This window comes from Cytobacillus praedii, from assembly GCF_001439605.1.
Lineage (GTDB): Bacteria > Bacillota > Bacilli > Bacillales > Cytobacillaceae > Cytobacillus > Cytobacillus praedii.
This window is the reverse complement of sequence record NZ_LMBX01000022.1, coordinates 26,112-41,963: the sequence shown is the minus strand read 5'-3', so window position 1 is coordinate 41,963 and position 15,852 is coordinate 26,112. Positions and strand designations below refer to the sequence as shown.

19 protein-coding genes are annotated in these 15,852 nt (G+C 36.8%); 17 read left to right on the top strand and 2 right to left on the bottom strand.

What is annotated here, in order from left to right; all coding sequences use genetic code 11:
- The first annotated feature begins 19 nt into the window (after positions 1-19).
- The 15 genes from ASU02_RS19755 to ASU02_RS26525 all read left to right on the top strand — a co-directional run bounded on the left by ASU02_RS19755 (position 20) and on the right by ASU02_RS26525 (position 12,563).
- Positions 20-316: a rhodanese-like domain-containing protein gene (locus ASU02_RS19755; RefSeq protein ID WP_057766901.1), complete on the top strand. Its 297-nt coding sequence runs from the start codon at positions 20-22 to the stop codon at positions 314-316.
- Positions 317-365: 49 nt separating this feature from the next.
- Positions 366-2,018, top strand: a complete 1,653-nt coding sequence (locus ASU02_RS19750; RefSeq protein ID WP_057766833.1) for a CoA-disulfide reductase — start codon at positions 366-368, stop codon at positions 2,016-2,018.
- 629 nt (positions 2,019-2,647) lie between these two features.
- Complete coding sequence (locus tag ASU02_RS19745) at positions 2,648-3,247, top strand: methyltransferase domain-containing protein (protein ID WP_057766831.1); 600 nt, start codon at positions 2,648-2,650, stop codon at positions 3,245-3,247.
- Between the two features lie 81 nt (positions 3,248-3,328).
- Positions 3,329-3,556 (top strand): sulfurtransferase TusA family protein, encoded by a 228-nt coding sequence (locus ASU02_RS19740; RefSeq protein ID WP_057766829.1) that lies wholly within the window; start codon positions 3,329-3,331, stop codon positions 3,554-3,556.
- Between the two features lie 60 nt (positions 3,557-3,616).
- Positions 3,617-4,096: a DsrE/DsrF/DrsH-like family protein gene (locus ASU02_RS19735; RefSeq protein WP_057766827.1), complete on the top strand. Its 480-nt coding sequence runs from the start codon at positions 3,617-3,619 to the stop codon at positions 4,094-4,096.
- A gap of 67 nt (positions 4,097-4,163) precedes the next feature.
- Positions 4,164-4,736 (top strand): sulfurtransferase TusA family protein, encoded by a 573-nt coding sequence (locus ASU02_RS19730; RefSeq protein ID WP_057766825.1) that lies wholly within the window; start codon positions 4,164-4,166, stop codon positions 4,734-4,736.
- A 45-nt stretch (positions 4,737-4,781) separates the two neighbouring features.
- The gene (locus tag ASU02_RS19725; protein WP_057766823.1) at positions 4,782-5,909 is read left to right on the top strand and encodes an MBL fold metallo-hydrolase; all 1,128 of its coding nucleotides are present in this window, start codon (positions 4,782-4,784) and stop codon (positions 5,907-5,909) included.
- A 128-nt stretch (positions 5,910-6,037) separates the two neighbouring features.
- Positions 6,038-6,814, top strand: a complete 777-nt coding sequence (locus tag ASU02_RS19720; RefSeq protein ID WP_057766821.1) for a sulfite exporter TauE/SafE family protein — start codon at positions 6,038-6,040, stop codon at positions 6,812-6,814.
- 269 nt (positions 6,815-7,083) lie between these two features.
- Positions 7,084-8,748, top strand: coding sequence for a PAS domain S-box protein (locus tag ASU02_RS19715; RefSeq protein WP_057766819.1), 1,665 nt, complete (start codon positions 7,084-7,086; stop codon positions 8,746-8,748).
- Positions 8,749-8,788: 40 nt separating this feature from the next.
- Positions 8,789-9,070: a hypothetical protein gene (locus tag ASU02_RS26530; protein ID WP_131236755.1), complete on the top strand. Its 282-nt coding sequence runs from the start codon at positions 8,789-8,791 to the stop codon at positions 9,068-9,070.
- 156 nt (positions 9,071-9,226) lie between these two features.
- A complete protein-coding gene (locus tag ASU02_RS19710; RefSeq protein WP_057766817.1) occupies positions 9,227-10,096 on the top strand; it encodes a transporter substrate-binding domain-containing protein in 870 nt (289 codons plus the stop codon).
- Positions 10,097-10,132: 36 nt separating this feature from the next.
- Positions 10,133-10,840 carry an amino acid ABC transporter permease gene (locus tag ASU02_RS19705; RefSeq protein ID WP_057766816.1) on the top strand — a complete coding sequence of 236 codons (708 nt, stop codon included), beginning with the start codon at positions 10,133-10,135 and terminating at the stop codon, positions 10,838-10,840.
- Positions 10,841-10,853: 13 nt separating this feature from the next.
- The gene (locus ASU02_RS19700; protein ID WP_057766813.1) at positions 10,854-11,567 is read left to right on the top strand and encodes an amino acid ABC transporter permease; all 714 of its coding nucleotides are present in this window, start codon (positions 10,854-10,856) and stop codon (positions 11,565-11,567) included.
- A gap of 22 nt (positions 11,568-11,589) precedes the next feature.
- Positions 11,590-12,345, top strand: a complete 756-nt coding sequence (locus ASU02_RS19695; protein WP_057766899.1) for an amino acid ABC transporter ATP-binding protein — start codon at positions 11,590-11,592, stop codon at positions 12,343-12,345.
- 77 nt (positions 12,346-12,422) lie between these two features.
- A complete protein-coding gene (locus ASU02_RS26525) occupies positions 12,423-12,563 on the top strand; it encodes a hypothetical protein (protein ID WP_157684547.1) in 141 nt (46 codons plus the stop codon).
- Positions 12,564-12,953: 390 nt separating this feature from the next.
- On the opposite strand, the gene ASU02_RS19690 is transcribed toward ASU02_RS26525, so the two are convergent.
- Positions 12,954-13,190: a DUF2187 family protein gene (locus ASU02_RS19690; protein WP_057766811.1), complete on the bottom strand. Its 237-nt coding sequence runs from the start codon at positions 13,188-13,190 to the stop codon at positions 12,954-12,956.
- Between the two features lie 160 nt (positions 13,191-13,350).
- On the opposite strand from ASU02_RS19690, the gene ASU02_RS19685 reads away from it, so the two are divergent.
- Positions 13,351-14,010 (top strand): TetR/AcrR family transcriptional regulator, encoded by a 660-nt coding sequence (locus ASU02_RS19685; protein WP_057766809.1) that lies wholly within the window; start codon positions 13,351-13,353, stop codon positions 14,008-14,010.
- 102 nt (positions 14,011-14,112) lie between these two features.
- Complete coding sequence (locus ASU02_RS19680) at positions 14,113-14,577, top strand: CBS domain-containing protein (RefSeq protein WP_057766807.1); 465 nt, start codon at positions 14,113-14,115, stop codon at positions 14,575-14,577.
- 57 nt (positions 14,578-14,634) lie between these two features.
- On the opposite strand, the gene ASU02_RS19675 is transcribed toward ASU02_RS19680, so the two are convergent.
- Positions 14,635-15,789, bottom strand: a complete 1,155-nt coding sequence (locus ASU02_RS19675; RefSeq protein ID WP_057766805.1) for an acyl-CoA dehydrogenase family protein — start codon at positions 15,787-15,789, stop codon at positions 14,635-14,637.
- Positions 15,790-15,852: the final 63 nt, after the last annotated feature.

Here is a 15,852-nt window from a genome sequence, read left to right as displayed (position 1 = left end):
GAAGAGGAGGAAATGAATGATGAAAACATTTACTGCGCTAGAAGTAGAAACACTTTTAAATGAAGGTGAGGAACTCAATATTATCGATGTACGAGAAACGGAGGAAGTTGCCGAGGGGAAGATTCCAGGAGCAGTTAATATTCCATTAGGGTTAGTTGAATTTCGCATGCATGAGTTAGAGAAAACAAAGGAGTATATTATTGTTTGCCGATCTGGTGGAAGAAGTGGAAGAGCAGCTCAATTGCTTGATAGTCATGGCTTCCAAGTCATTAATATGTCTGGCGGTATGCTTTCGTGGGAAGGAAAAGTTGAATAATAACTGATAGAAAAAATACCTAAGAAGGTATATATTTGGAGGGGAAGTTATGAAACAGAAAGTTATCATCGTTGGCGGGGTTGCTGGGGGGGCAACTGCTGCTGCAAAGTTAAGAAGAATTAGCGAGGATGTAGAAATTATTCTTATTGAACGAGGCGAATATATCTCTTTTGCTAATTGTGGTTTGCCCTATTATATTGGTGAAACGATTAAAGAGAGAGGAAAATTGTTAGTACAAACGGTTAAGGGAATGTCTGAAAGGTTTAATATGGATATTCGAAATTTAAGTGAAGTAATCGCGATCGATTCAGAAAACAAAAAAGTTACTATAAAAAACTTACTGACTGATGAAATTTATAAAGAAACATTTGACAAGCTTTTGCTTTCGCCTGGTGCAAAACCAATTGTTCCGCCAATCCCTGGATTAGAAGAAAATGAAACATTATTTACGCTAAGAAATATTCCAGATACAGATAAAATCAAAAGCTATGTTGATAACCAAAACCCTAAGAATGCTGTTGTAATCGGAGGAGGATTCATTGGGATTGAAATGGCTGAAAACCTCGCGGATAGAGGGATAGAAGTAACAATTATTGAGATGGCGAATCAAATTATAGCACCGATTGATTTCGAAATGGCAAGTATTTTGCATAACCATTTAATCGATAAAGGTGTGAAGCTAATCTTAGAAAATGGTGTCCAATCATTTGCTGACAATGGCAGGAAAATTAACTTGTCAGATGGGACTGTAATAGAAACTGATATGACGATCTTGTCGATTGGCGTAAAGCCGGAAAATGAATTGGCAAAATCGGCTGGTTTAACTTTAGGCGATCGAGGTGGTATCATCGTCAATGAATATCTTCAAACCTCGAATGAGGATATATATGCTGTTGGCGATGCCGTGGAGATAGTCGATTACATTAACGGCATGAAGGCGATGATTCCGCTTGCTGGCCCGGCTAATCGCCAAGGACGGATTGCTGCAAATAATATGATGGGAAAAAAAGAAAAATATCAAGGTACTCTTGGCACTTCAATCGCGAAGGTGTTCGATTTAACTGTCGCTTCAACTGGTAATAACGAAAAAACACTAAAGCGTCTAGGCATCCTATATGAGGTTGTTCATATTCATCCAAGCTCTCATGCAGGATATTATCCAGGTGCTGCCCCAATCTCTTTAAAATTAATTTTTGATCAAGAAACGGGAAGGATTTTTGGGGCTCAAGCTGTTGGAGCAGATGGAGCTGATAAAAGAATAGATGTGATTGCAACTGCAATAAAGGGCGGGTTAACGGTTGAAGATTTAACCCATTTAGAATTGTCATACGCCCCGCCCTATTCCTCTGCAAAAGATCCAGTGAACATGGCGGGATATGTAGCAACAAATGTCATTGAAGGGGAACTGGAACAGGTACAATGGCATGAAGTAGATGAAATTATTGCGGAAGGCGGATTATTAATTGATGTTAGGGAACCAAAAGAACGTGAAAATGGATTTATAGCAGGTTCTATAAATATAACCTTAAATGAACTTCGTGAAAAATTAGACTCATTTCCGAAGAATCAAACCATTTATGTTAGTTGTCAGGTTGGACTAAGAGGATATTTAGCAAGCCGGATTCTTAAAAATAATGGGTACCATGTTAAAAATGTTGATGGCGGATGGAAAACGTATTCTTCTGTTTTCAAACGCAATTAAGAGGCTTTTATCTGGGAAAACAATAAAAATGTTTTAACATAAAAAGCAGGGAGAATTCTATACAAATGAAATTTACCTGCTTTTTTTAATCAATATTGGCGCTTATTTATGAAATGTGCTGATAGATGATTGGATAGATCTATTTTAATGAGTAAAATAATTACTTCAGTTTATAGTTGCCTGTCAAAGTTATAGAGATTGTGCTTTTCAAAAGAAAATAAGTTCCAATCGAGCAGATTGACAATAAAAAAACAGGTAATATACCCATATGGATAATTGGAGATGGTTTTATAAGGGTTTACAGTATGGTGAAAATAACTCAAGCAGCAATATCAATTATTAGAGAAGGAATCCAAGATGTGATTACTGATGGATAAACACTGTTTATTCGCTTATCGATGGGAATTGGCTGAGGAGGACCCAAGCCCGCCTGACTCTGGAAGAGTCAGCTTTAGACACTGATAAAATTGTAGAAGAAAGTGGCATTCACTTTTTGATTAACGAAAGAGATCTTGTGTATTTTGATCATGTGAAAATAGATTATACGAAAACTATATTAGGCGGGGGCCAATTTATAGTGATCCGACTATAAAGACTTCACAAAAACACTTTACTGAGGAGGATAAAATATGAATCCATGGAATATTCGTTTTCAAAATGAGAGCTATGTTTATGGGACTGAACCGAATGTGTTTCTAGCAGAAACACAGAAACGACTTCAATTATCAGGTAATGCTTTGGCTATTGCTGAAGGTGAAGGCAGGAATGCAGTTTTTTTAGCTGAACAAGGAATGAATGTAACTGCTTGGGACTATGCGGCTTCCGGATTGACAAAAACGAAACGGCTTGCTGAAACTCGCGGTGTAACTGTTCATACTGAACTAGTCGATTTAAATGGAGCACACTGGAAAAAAGGGTTTTGGGATGAGCTAGTATGTATTTTTGGCCATTTTCCAAAAGAATTACGTATGAAAACACTTATAGGAATTAAAGAGGCAGTTAAGCCAGGTGGATATTTTATATCTGAGGTATATTCAACCGGTCAAATTCCATATCAAAGCGGGGGACCTAAAGATATTGGCTTTTTATATACCCCTGAAGAGTTTTTGCAAACATTTTCAGATTGGCGTATTGTTCACTTTTTCATGGGAGAGGTTGAACGAAATGAAGGAGATCTGCATCAAGGCTTATCCCATGTGATCCAGTTTGTTGGACAAAAACGGCTATAAATTTTTGGTTGACTTTCTTTTTTTCTTTTAATAATATACCTATAGGGGTAATGGTAAAATAAAAAATTGGAGGAATTAAATATGACAGTAGATAAAGTACTAGATGCAAAAGGTTTAGCATGTCCAATGCCAATCGTCAAAACAAAAAAGGCAATTAATGAACTAGAATCTGGTCAAGTATTAGAGGTTCATTCAACCGATAAAGGTGCTAAAAATGATCTAACCGCATGGGCAAAATCAAGTGGACATGAGTTTTTGAAGCACGAAGAAGAAAATGATGTGCTAAAGTTTTGGATTAAAAAGGGCTAATTTTTTAGATTCATAAATACCTATACGGGTAACTGTAAATTATTTTTAACGGAGGAAATTATGAGCGAAAAGAAAAAAACAACGATTGTATTATTCAGTGGGGATTATGATAAGGCAATGGCAGCTTATATCATTGCCAATGGTGCAGCAGCATATGATCATGAAGTAACAATTTTCCATACATTTTGGGGATTAAACGCCTTGCGTAAAGATGAACAGATTGAAGTTAAAAAAGGCTTTATGGAAAAAATGTTTGGCAAGATGATGCCAAGAGGGGCAGATAAAATGGGACTTTCCAGAATGAACTTTGCTGGTTTTGGACCTAAAATGATTAAAGATGTTATGAAAAAGCATAATGCGATGTCTCTTCCGCAGCTAATTGAAATGGCGCAAGAACAAGAGGTTAAATTAGTTGCATGTACGATGACAATGGATTTATTAGGATTGCAGCAAGAAGAGTTATTAGAGAATATTGAATATGCAGGTGTCGCTGCATATTTGGCTGATGCAGAAGATGGGAATGTAAACTTATTTATCTAAGAAAAATAGAGAAAAATTTTTAATCAATAATACCTCAGTAGGTATGTGATGATTGGGAGGCATTAAAATGGAAACGATTAAAGCAAATGTACGTTTAGATGCAAAAGGATTAGCATGTCCAATGCCGATAGTGAAAACGAAAAAGGCGATGAATGAATTGGAAGCTGGTCTAGTTATAGAAGTTCTGGCGACTGATAAAGGCTCGAAAGCAGACTTAAGAGCATGGGCCACGAGCAGCGGTCATCAGTATTTGGGAACACTCGAAGAGGGTGATGTATTAAAGCATTATTTAAGAAAATCATCTAATGATGAAACAATTGAGAAAAAGCATCCAAATGTAATTAATAATGAAGAGCTTGAGAAAAAGCGAAATGCAAATGAAAATATCGTTGTACTAGATGTCAGGGAAGCGGCAGAATTTGCATTTAATCATATTCCAAATGCACGATCTATTCCGTTAGGAGAGTTAGAAGATCGATTAAACGAATTAAATAAAGAGGATCATATTTTCGTTGTATGCCGAACAGGAAGCCGCAGTGATCTTGCTGCCCAAAAGTTAACAGAAAAAGGCTTTACCCATGTTGTTAATGTCCTGCCTGGCATGAGTCAATGGTCTGGCGATACGGATTGTGTTCAATAGAGGTAAAAAATTTTAATCCATTATATACCATAGGGGGTAAATGTGATGACAGTTAAACCAATGACAGCAAAAGAAGTGACAAGAAAAGTAATTAATAAAGAAGAACTATTTATTTTAGATGTGCGAAATAATGCAGATTTTGCAGATTGGAAAATTGAAGGACGGTACTTCTCATATTTGAATGTTCCTTACTTTGAATTGCTTGAGGGGGTCGATGATATCCTAGATAGGCTGCCTTCAGATAAAGATATACTCGTAGTATGTGCAAAGGAGGGCTCCTCAATCATGGTAGCCGATATGCTATCGGAAGCTGGCTTATCAGTATCCTTTCTTGAGGGAGGGATGAAGGCTTGGAGTGAACACTTAGAGCCTGTGAAAGTTGGGGATCTAGACAACGGTGGAGAAATCTATCAATTCGTTCGTATTGGTAAAGGCTGCTTATCCTACATGGTTGTTTCAAATGGTGAAGCTGCTATTATCGATGCCACACGTATGATTAATCATTATCTTGAATTTGCTAAAAACTTGGATGTAACGATTACACATGTATTTGATACACATTTACATGCAGATCATATATCAGGCGGCAGAATGATTGCAGAGAAAACAAATGCTGCCTACTGGCTGCCTCCTAAAGACGCAGAGGAGGTAACCTTTGATTACAATCCGCTTGAAGGTGGAAGTATCGTGACAATTGGAAATACAGCAATTGATATTCACGCATTATATTCTCCGGGACATACAATTGGTTCCACTTCGTTTGTCGTTGATGAAAAGTTATTACTTTCAGGGGATATTCTATTCATTGATTCGATCGGAAGACCTGATCTTGCTGGAATGGCGGAGGACTGGGTTGGAGATTTAAGAGAAAGTTTATACTCACGCTATCGAGAGCTTTCCTGGGAACTCACCGTTCTGCCGGCACACTTTATGATCATTGATGAAATAAATGAAAATGGAAGTGTTGCAGAAAAATTAGGTGCTTTGTTTGAGAATAATCATGGATTAAACATTGAAAATGAACATGAGTTTAGAAAACTTGTAACTGAAAATTTGCCGCCTCAGCCAAACGCTTACCAGGAAATTCGTCAAACAAATATGGGGAAGATTAATCCTGATGAAAACCAGCAACGTGAAATGGAAATTGGTCCTAATCGCTGTGCAGTAAGATAAATCTTAATGCAGGAATAACAATCGACTCTAAATATAAGTAGAGTAGTACAATAGTAACATTCTAGAGAAAAATAATCTCATATAAAAAGGGAGCCTGAACAGGTTCCCTTTTATTAGGAGGAAATAAGATGGATATTGAATTTATTATTACGATTTTTTTAATTGGATTTATTGGTTCTTATATTTCTGGGATGCTAGGGGTAGGGGGATCGATTATTAACTTCCCGATGCTGCTGTTTATTCCCACAGTACTTGGTGTGGCAAATTTTAGTTCACATGAGGTCTCTGGAATAACCGCCATTCAAGTGTTTTTTGCAACGATTGGCGGTGTTTGGGCGTATCGAAAAGGTGGATATTTAAATAAAACATTAATTGCTTACATGGGTACTAGCATTCTAATAGGCAGTTTTATTGGCGGATTTGGCTCAACTCATATGACTGAAGGTGGAATCAATGTCGTTTATGGAATCCTTGCTTTACTAGCAGTATTAATGATGTTCGTTCCGAAAAAGGGCATTGACGATATTCCTTTGGATGAGGTGGTATTTAATAAATGGATTGCAGCATTCCTTGCCTTAATTGTTGGAATAGGGGCAGGAATCGTTGGTGCGGGAGGGGCATTCCTGTTAGTGCCAATTATGCTTACTGTGCTAAAGATACCTACACGTATGACTATTGCATCCTCACTAGCCATAACATTTATCTCATCAATTGGTTCAGCTGCCGGGAAGATTATGACAGGGCAAGTTGAATATTTTCCTGCACTTATCATGGTGGCTGCAAGTCTCATTGCTTCTCCTCTAGGAGCTCATTCCGGCAAAAAGATGAATACAAAAGTATTACAGATGATTTTAGCTTTATTAATTCTGGTAACGTCAGTAAAGATTTGGCTAAATATTTTATAAATTAATAGTTTGTAAGAAAAAGACATAATCAGAATGTCTTTTTCTTATGTTCTCCAAGTGAATACGGACGTTAGATTTTTGGACCCTATCGTGGTCTATTTTTTATCGAATAAAGGACCAAGGGAAAATATGATACTTTTTAGTTATTGCTAAGGAAATTGAAAATGTGTAGTATTATTCTGAAGAAATAGGTTAAATACTATTACCCTCATAACTAGAGGGAAAAATAAATTATTTTAGTAGGAGCAATGTAAGAAGGGTGATGATTGATGTTTGAAATCAAAGGGGATTTATTAAATAGTGTTCTAATGGAAGGTATAAAAGAAAGTGTCTTCATCGTGAAGGTTATTAATGACTTGGATTTTGTCTATGTTTATTTGAACCGTGCCGCTATGGAGAAAACCGGACTTACTAAAAGTGTAATCGGACAATCAATAGATGATGTATATGCAGCCGAAAGAGCGGATTTTTTAATTGAACAATATAAAAAAGTTGTTATTAGCCTTGAAAGTGTAACATATGAAGATTCAAACACTTCTCTTTTAGGTGAAATGTATTACTCAGAAATAACACTATCTCCTCTTTTCGATGAATCAAACAAATGTACACATATCGTTGCAGTTGTTCATGACGTAACAGAGAAAAAATGGGGTGAATTTGAATTAAAGAGCTATTGGGACAGTCTTCTTGAAAGCAAACAGCGATATCGTTCCTTGTATGAATTTAATGTTGATGCTATTTTTTCCATTAATAGGAACGGTCAGATCATAAAAGGCAATGCTGCTGTTAAAGATGTGACTGGCTACGATGCGAATAGCCTAATCGATTCAACTTTTATTTCATTGGTTGCTGTTGAACATATAAATGCAATAATGGATAGTTTTAATCGTGCAGTTGAAGGAAAAAATCAACATCTTAATATTGCTATTACCAATAAGTCTGGTAACCGAGTGGAAGTAATTGCAAAATTCACACCCACAATTGTTAATGGGGATGTCGTTGGTATCTATTGGATATTAAAGGATATTACCGAACAATTAACGATTCTGAAAATGTATCAGGAAAGTGAACAGCGTTTTAGAATTATTGCAGAAAACTCGCAAGATTTGATAACGATGTTAGATGAAAAGGGGAAAATTATATATGTATCCCCCTCATATAAGACAGTGTTAGGCTTTAACAAGGAGGAATATTTAGGAAAGTACTTTTTTCATAATATTCATCTGGAACATAAAGATAAAATGTGGGAATCGGTCTTACAATCCATAAAAAATGAAAAATCATGGAAGCTGCAAGTATTGAACAAGCATAAAACAAAAGGCTGGATTTGGTGTGAATTAAGTGGAACTCCGGTATTTGATAATCAAAGTCAATTCATACATATGGTCTGTGTGACAAGAGACATACACTTGCAAAAGGAATATGAACTAAAGCTGAAGCATATTGCATTCCATGATTCATTAACCAATTTGCCAAACCGCCGACTATTTAAAGAGAAATTAACTCATATATTAATCGATTCTAAGAAAAATAAAATAGGATTTGCTGTATTCATCATGGATATTGATCACTTTAAAAGTATCAATGATGAATTGGGTCATGACATTGGCGATGAGGTGTTAATAGAGTTTGGTAAGAGAGTTAGTAAATGCCTTCAAGACGATGAAATAGTTGCCAGACTTGGAGGGGATGAATTTACTGTTCTTTTACCAAATAGACAGTCAGAATATGAGGCAGCGTCATTTGCAAAGCAAATTCAAAAATCTATGGATGAGCCATGGATTATTAACAATATTAAGTTGAAAATTACAACTAGTATTGGGATTGCTATTGTAGCAGATGAAAATGCAACTGAATCAGGCATTCTAAAGACTGCTGACATTGCACTTTATGAGGCAAAAAGAGCTGGAAGGAATACGTATCGGATTAGATGAAAAAAGCACTGAAGTAATATCATTTAGCGTATCATGTAGGTTGGACCTACATGATTTTTTTTGTAATAGAAAGGCATTTGCGCGAAATGCGGATCAAATCGTAGCTTTTTTAACAGCTGCCAATCCAAATTGGTCGAAGAAGGAACTCACAGACATGTTCTATACCCATTTGAAATTGACAACAGATGAGGTTTTAGCGAGATTGGAAAAGGATTGGGACAAAGATATACGCTCTGCAGATCGCAATGAAACACATTTAATCCATATGGGAGATATTCTAACAGAAGGAATCGTAAAGCAGTTCCCTGATAAGTTTAAATAAAATTGAAAACGATACTCTGCAAAGAGTGTCGTTTTTTATTGATAAAATTTAATAAAAATTCATTGACGGAAAATTTAGATAATGCTAACATCTTATTAATATTAATCCGATTAAACAACTGTGTTTTATTGGTATTTAGTGAAGGAGTGAATATTAATGAAAATATTCCTAAAATCTTTAGTAACAGGCTTTGTATTCATCATGATATTGGCAGGATGTGGATCAGGTACTAAGACCAGCACGGAGTCTGGTGGTTCATTAGATAATCAGTCTGATGTAAGGAAAGTAAAAGTAGCCTATGATCAAGCTTCAAAACCAATGTCCTGGATTGATGAAAATGGGAATCCGACTGGATATGATGTGGAAGTAATGAAAAAGGTGGATGAATTACTACCAGGATACGAATTTGAATATGTAGGTACATCAAGTGATGACTTATTGATAGGTGTGGAACAAGGGAAATATCAGGTGGGTGTAAAGAATGCTTTCTGGACGCAGGAAAGAACGGAGAAATTTATATTTCCTAAAGAATTCATAGGGTTAAGCAGTGCGGGCCTCGTATTAAAAAAAGGAAATGAGAATATTAAAAGTTTGTCAGACTTTGCATCAGCAGGATTTACATTAGCTCCAATTGCTGCGAATAATGCACAATATACCATTATCGATGAATATAACATAGCTAATCCAAGTAATAAGGTAAAGCTAAAAGCTGGTGATGAATTTTCAGTTGATGTTGTTCAGTGGGTAAATGAAGGCCGTGTAGACGGAGGCGTTATGATTGAGGGACCTTTTGAAAAACAAGTGACTGCTGAGGATGGTCCATACCATCATTTAAAAAATGATGTTGTTTATAAGGAATTCGCAGTAATAAAAACCTGGCCGCTTTTTAATAAAAAAGAACAGGAATTTGCTGATGCCTATGATGAAGCTGTAAAACAGCTGAAGGTGGAAAAAAAGACAAATGAATATAGTGTGGAATTCTACGGCAGAGATTTGTTTGAAGTATTGGATAAAGTAAACAGATAATAGCAGCTCTTGAGAAAAAGCAGTTAGGGAGGAAGTATGGAGAAGTATTTTGATGCTACTTATATTATGCAGTCGATATCAATGTTACTTCCCTTTTTAAAAGTGACATTTATGGTGGCTAGTTTTTCTGTACTATTTGGTACAATTATAGGCTTTATCTTAGCAGCAGCCAAATTAGGAAAAAGCAAGATTGCTAGGAATATAGCCAATGGGTATATAACGATACTACGGTGTACACCTTCCATTGTTCTCCTTTTCCTAGTTTATTATGGGATTCCGGCCATTGGCAATAATTTTGGCATGGATTTAAATGATATTGATAAAGCGGTTTTTGTGATTGTTACTTTCTCGCTTCAATTTGGGGCGTTAATGTGTGAGGTCATTCGCTCTGCATATGAATCGATTGATAAAGGCCAGTTTGAATCAGCTGTCAGCGTAGGTTTAAGTAATGCCCAAGCATACAGAAGAATTATTTTTCCACAGGCGTTGGTTGTCGCACTTCCTAACTTTGGCAATAGCCTGCTAGCGTTGCTCCAGGAAGGTGCTTTAGCATATACCATCGGGTTAATTGACATTGTAGGGAAGGCAAACCTTATTATTGCTAGTAACTACAATGCACATGCGTTAGAAATTTTTCTCGCATTATCAATTATTTACTGGATTCTGTCAATTGCGATTGAACAATTCTTCTTGAAATTAGAAAGGGTATTAAGTAAGGGGAAACAGTCATTGAAGACGATGTAAGGTGGTGAAAAAAATGTCGGAAGGACTTGACTATAAATTTTTGGTTGATACATTTTTTGTTGCACTATCAGGGGTACCTATCGCGTTAGCCATCACAATTGTAGCTTTGCTTGTCGCGCTTCCGTTTGGTTTTATACTTGCCTTAACAAGAATCAACCGAATTCCTGTACTGCATCAATTTGCACAAATATACGTTTCTTTTGTAAGGGGAACGCCTATTATCGTTCAAATTTTTATTGTATATAGCAGCATCCCTTTATTGCTCGATTCGATATTTACTAAATATAACCTCGAGATGAATGTGTACGATGTGAATCCAATTTGGTACGCTTTCATCGTTTTTTCCTTCAATACGACAGCCATCCTAATTGAAGTATTCCGTTCGGCAATAAGTACGGTAAGTAAAGGGCAGCTAGAAGCTGCACAGTCTGTTGGCTTAACAAATGTGCAAGCCTTTAGAAGAATTATTATCCCTCAGACATTAGTTGTGGCATTACCAAATATTTGTACTGCAACGGTTAATCTGATTAAAGCAACCTCACTGGGGTATGCTTTGTCTTTGCAAGAAATCACTCTAAGGGCTAAAGTAGCTGCAAATGTGGGCTACAATTATGTAGAGGCTTATATCGATATCTTTCTAGTCTATTTGATTCTATGTAGTTTAGTAGAATATGCTTTCAAGCGTTATGAAAAACGGTTAATAAAGTATAAGGCAGTAAATGCATGAGAAGGAAGCTGGGGTGATCAAGATGCTGGAAATTAAAAACATCCATAAATCATTCGGTCAAAATAAGATCTTGAAAGGAGTAGACTTAAAAATAGATAAAGGTGATGTTGTTGTCATTCTTGGACCAAGCGGTTCAGGGAAAACAACATTACTGAGATGCATCAACTTTCTTGAAAAGGCAGATCAGGGGCTAGCCGTTTTTGACGGGATAGATATAAATTTGAAAACGGCATCAAAGAGACAGATCCACTCAATAAGGAAGAAAACTGCCTTCGTCTTTCAAAATTACAATCTATTTAATAATAAAACGGCATTAGAAAATGTAACCGAAGGACTGATTATCGGAAGAAAGATGCCAAAAATGGAAGCGAATGCGCTAGGTAAAAAAGCTTTGGATAAGGTAGGCCTGTCAGAAAAATACCATGCATATCCTAGTGAATTATCAGGCGGACAGCAGCAGAGGGTAGGCATTGCCAGGGCGTTGGTCATTAATCCTGATATTATTCTTTTTGATGAACCTACTTCTGCACTTGATCCTGAACTGGTCGGTGAAGTACTAACTGTTATGAAGAATATCGCAAAAGAGGGAACAACGATGCTAGTTGTCACACATGAAATGTCTTTTGCAAAAGATGTGGCAAACAGAGTGATCTTTATGGATGAAGGAGTTGTTGTAGAAGAGGGGTCACCAAAGGATATTTTCGTCCATCCAAAAGAAGAACGTACGAGAAAATTTTTAAAGAGGGTATTGCCGGAGGATTTTACTTATTATATTTAGATATTGTTGAGTCAGTGGCAAAGTAAGTATCGTTTTGAGGCAATACTATCTGAAGAAAAGGATGATTGCCCAATTAGATGGACTTAATAATACAGGAACGACGGGATTTTCTATGCTGTAAAGGAAAAGCACATCCAGATTTATTCGATGAACCATCGTTTGATGAATTTTCTCGGCCATGTGTTTATCTGGTCTTAGAAGCAGCTAGAAAAGGGTAGATTATTCTTCAGTCAGGTGGGAAACATGCACATTAAGAAAGATTTAATGATAATCAGGCAGATGGGATCAGCTGGTATACAAGTGCAAAGGGGAATCCTTCCTTAGAAGAAAGATTGAATGCAACAAAAGTCGGTGGTGTTGATCACACATTATTTGCTTCTAACGACATTAAACGCGTAAACGAATAAGCAGAAGAGGCAATTATTATAATGAAGAATCAGCCATTTATGCTTGCACCAATTTGTTCCATCCAAATAAACGCATCGGATGAAGCACTATTGGTATTAAGAAATTCGATAAAGTGTCAATGGAATATATTCTGATCGAGGCCCAATTTCTCATGGATATTATTGAGAAATTGGGTCTTTCGTATATATTTTCTTCCAGTGTTACAAACCTTCCACTGAATCTGAAAAGGACAAATGCTTGTTTGTATTCAATAGCTTATAATTCCGATGAGACACAACGGTATAGAGTGTGTCAATTCTGATTCGTTCTGCATCCGAAGGACTAATTTGTACAATTACACTCGATTCCTTCACCTTAATAACTTCTCCATTAATCGAAAGATTGTTCCGTTTAAAACGTACTTGATCCCCTTCATTAGCAATTTTACTTATGTGCATTTTCAACATTCCCCTATCTAATTTGAGATCGGAAATCTAAGATGTGCGAAAAAACATGAACTTTGGTTCAATTATTACATGTGACTAATTATCTGTCAATTTTAAAGTGAACCTTGGTTCATCTTTCGAATGTGATATGATAAAGAATGAGGTGATTTTGATGTCTGAAAGAGATGAAGGGCAGCTGGTAGGGACATTTCCTTCTATACCAAAACAAATTCGTGCACAGCAAAAAAGACTTGCTTTGCTTGAGAGCGGGCGAAGTCTTTTTATAAAAAAAGGGTATGAGCAAACAACTGCAAAAGATATTGCCTCCTATGCTGGGGTAGCAACTGGAACATTTTATCGCTATTTTTCTGATAAAAGGCAGCTGCTATTAGCATTATTGGAGGATAAAATGGAAAAGCTAATGCCGCCTGTACCTAATTGGATGCACCGGAATCCTGAACAACTGCTTGCATCCCTTTTGGAAAACTACAATAATTCCTTAGAGGCAATTGGCATACATCGAGTTCTTCCAGAGCTATTGCCGAAAGACCCAGAGCTATCAGAGGTCATGCTGGAAGCAAGAAAGAGTTTGCATGCAAGAATTTATAAAGGATTACAAAGTGCCAAAGATGAGGGACTTACATGGAAAGACTTGGATTTAGATATTGTTGCTTGGACTATCATCCTAATGGTTGAAAACAGTCCTGAAAAAGCGGAACAAAGTGGAAGTCCATTAGAATATGATGAAATGGCTAAGGTTATTTGCCGGCTTGTTTTTCCTCCCCAAATTATGGAGAAATTGTGTGTAAGTAAAGCTGAAAGCAAAAGGTGACCTCTAGTTCACATTTTAGCTTGACTTCAAAAACCTAGAATGAAATACTTGAACTATGATTCATATTTTATACTATTTGTTCCAACAATGAGGTGTTGAGGCATGAAGGTTAGAGAATTCATGATAACAAATGTAATTAAAGCTCATCCAAACGATAGCATTAAGGAAGTAATGACTATGTTTGTTGAAAAGAAAGTTGGCGGTTTGCCCATTTGCGAAAAGGATGGGACGCTGGTAGGAATGGTATCCGATGGGGATATTCTGAGGTCAATAAAGCCAATTGAGCAGCGTGTCTATGATTTCGTCTTTTATATGGAATACTTGGGGGAGGAAAATCTGCAAAGCCGTTTAAAAGATCTAACAGAGAAGGAAATCATCAAAATCGCCAAGACCAAAGGGCTTATTACCGTCTCTCCAGATGATGAAATCGAGCATGCAGTTACATTATTGTCCAAACATCATTTTAAGAAGCTCCCAGTAGTTAACCAAAATAATAGGGTTGTTGGTGTAATCAGCAGGGGCGATGTGATAAGGAAAATTCAAAAATCGATCCTAAAAGAGATTTAGAGAAGATAAAAAGCTGAAGTCCATAAAATGGGAATTCAGCTTTTTTATTGTTTATGTTCAATCATTGCATCTATTAATCGCATCATTCGCCAGCAGCAGAATCGTCATGTCATCCATCGGAGGATTATGCAGTCCTGCACGGACATCCCGATAATATCGCTGCAGCGGATTTTTCTCAGATAAACTGCGTGCACCAACTATTCTCATTGCAAGATCGACGACTGTAATCGCGCTGTTTGTGACGGAAAGTTTAACTGCACCTAATTCAGGATTCATATGAGCACGTTCATCCTTTGCTGAATGATCCCATTGGTTAGCTACCGAATAGAGAAAATGTCTTGCTCTCATTAATTCTAATTCCATTTCTCCAATCTTTTGCTTAACATTAGGAAGGTCACTGATTGTTCCCTGGATACTATTAGGTGAATAGCTCTTGGCAAATTCAATCGCATAGCTTGCTGCAGCTTGAGCAATTCCAAGATAACAAGCCGGAATATGAAGCAGCCATCCAGAAGCTCCTTTTTTCCCAGGTTCAATATACTCAACTAAGTATTCCTCTTTAACCCTGACATTATTTAATACTAAATCATGGCTTCCGGTTCCCTTCATTGCAATGCTATCCCATGTTTCTTCAATTTCAACGCCTTGAGTTGTTCTTGGTATTAAAAAATAAGCAACCTGGTCACTTTCCGGAATAGAAGCAGTTACATTAAAGTAATCGAGGAGAGGAGACAAGGTCGTAAATGTTTTTCTGCCGTTAATCAGCCAATACCCTTCTTGTTTTACTGCTGAAGTGGTAGGCCTTCCGCCTCTGGTAGGACTGCCAGTTTGTGGCTCAGAAGCACAATTATTTATTAGCGCTCCATTTTTCACATCGTCACATAACATCTGAAACATGGATTCATTCCAGCTTTTTTTTTCTCCTAAATCCTGAATGATTCCCATATGCCATCCGATGGATAATGCGGTAGCTCCATCCCCTCTGGCAATAAACTCTTGAAAACGAACAAGATCGTAAAGAGAAATTTCTTCGCCGCCAAATCTTTTTGGGAGTGTTAACGATGTGTAACCAGACATTTTAAGTTCAGATATATTTTGAAATGGGAATGCTCCATCTTCATCAATCTTTGCCGATCTAGCTAAAAACGTTTTAGAAAGTTTGCTTATTAATTCAAGTCGCTTATCCATGCTTTGAGTATCTTGAAATTTCATTTATCCATCATCCCCTAACTTTAATAAACACTCCATTTCTTATTAATCCTATCGGTTTAAATT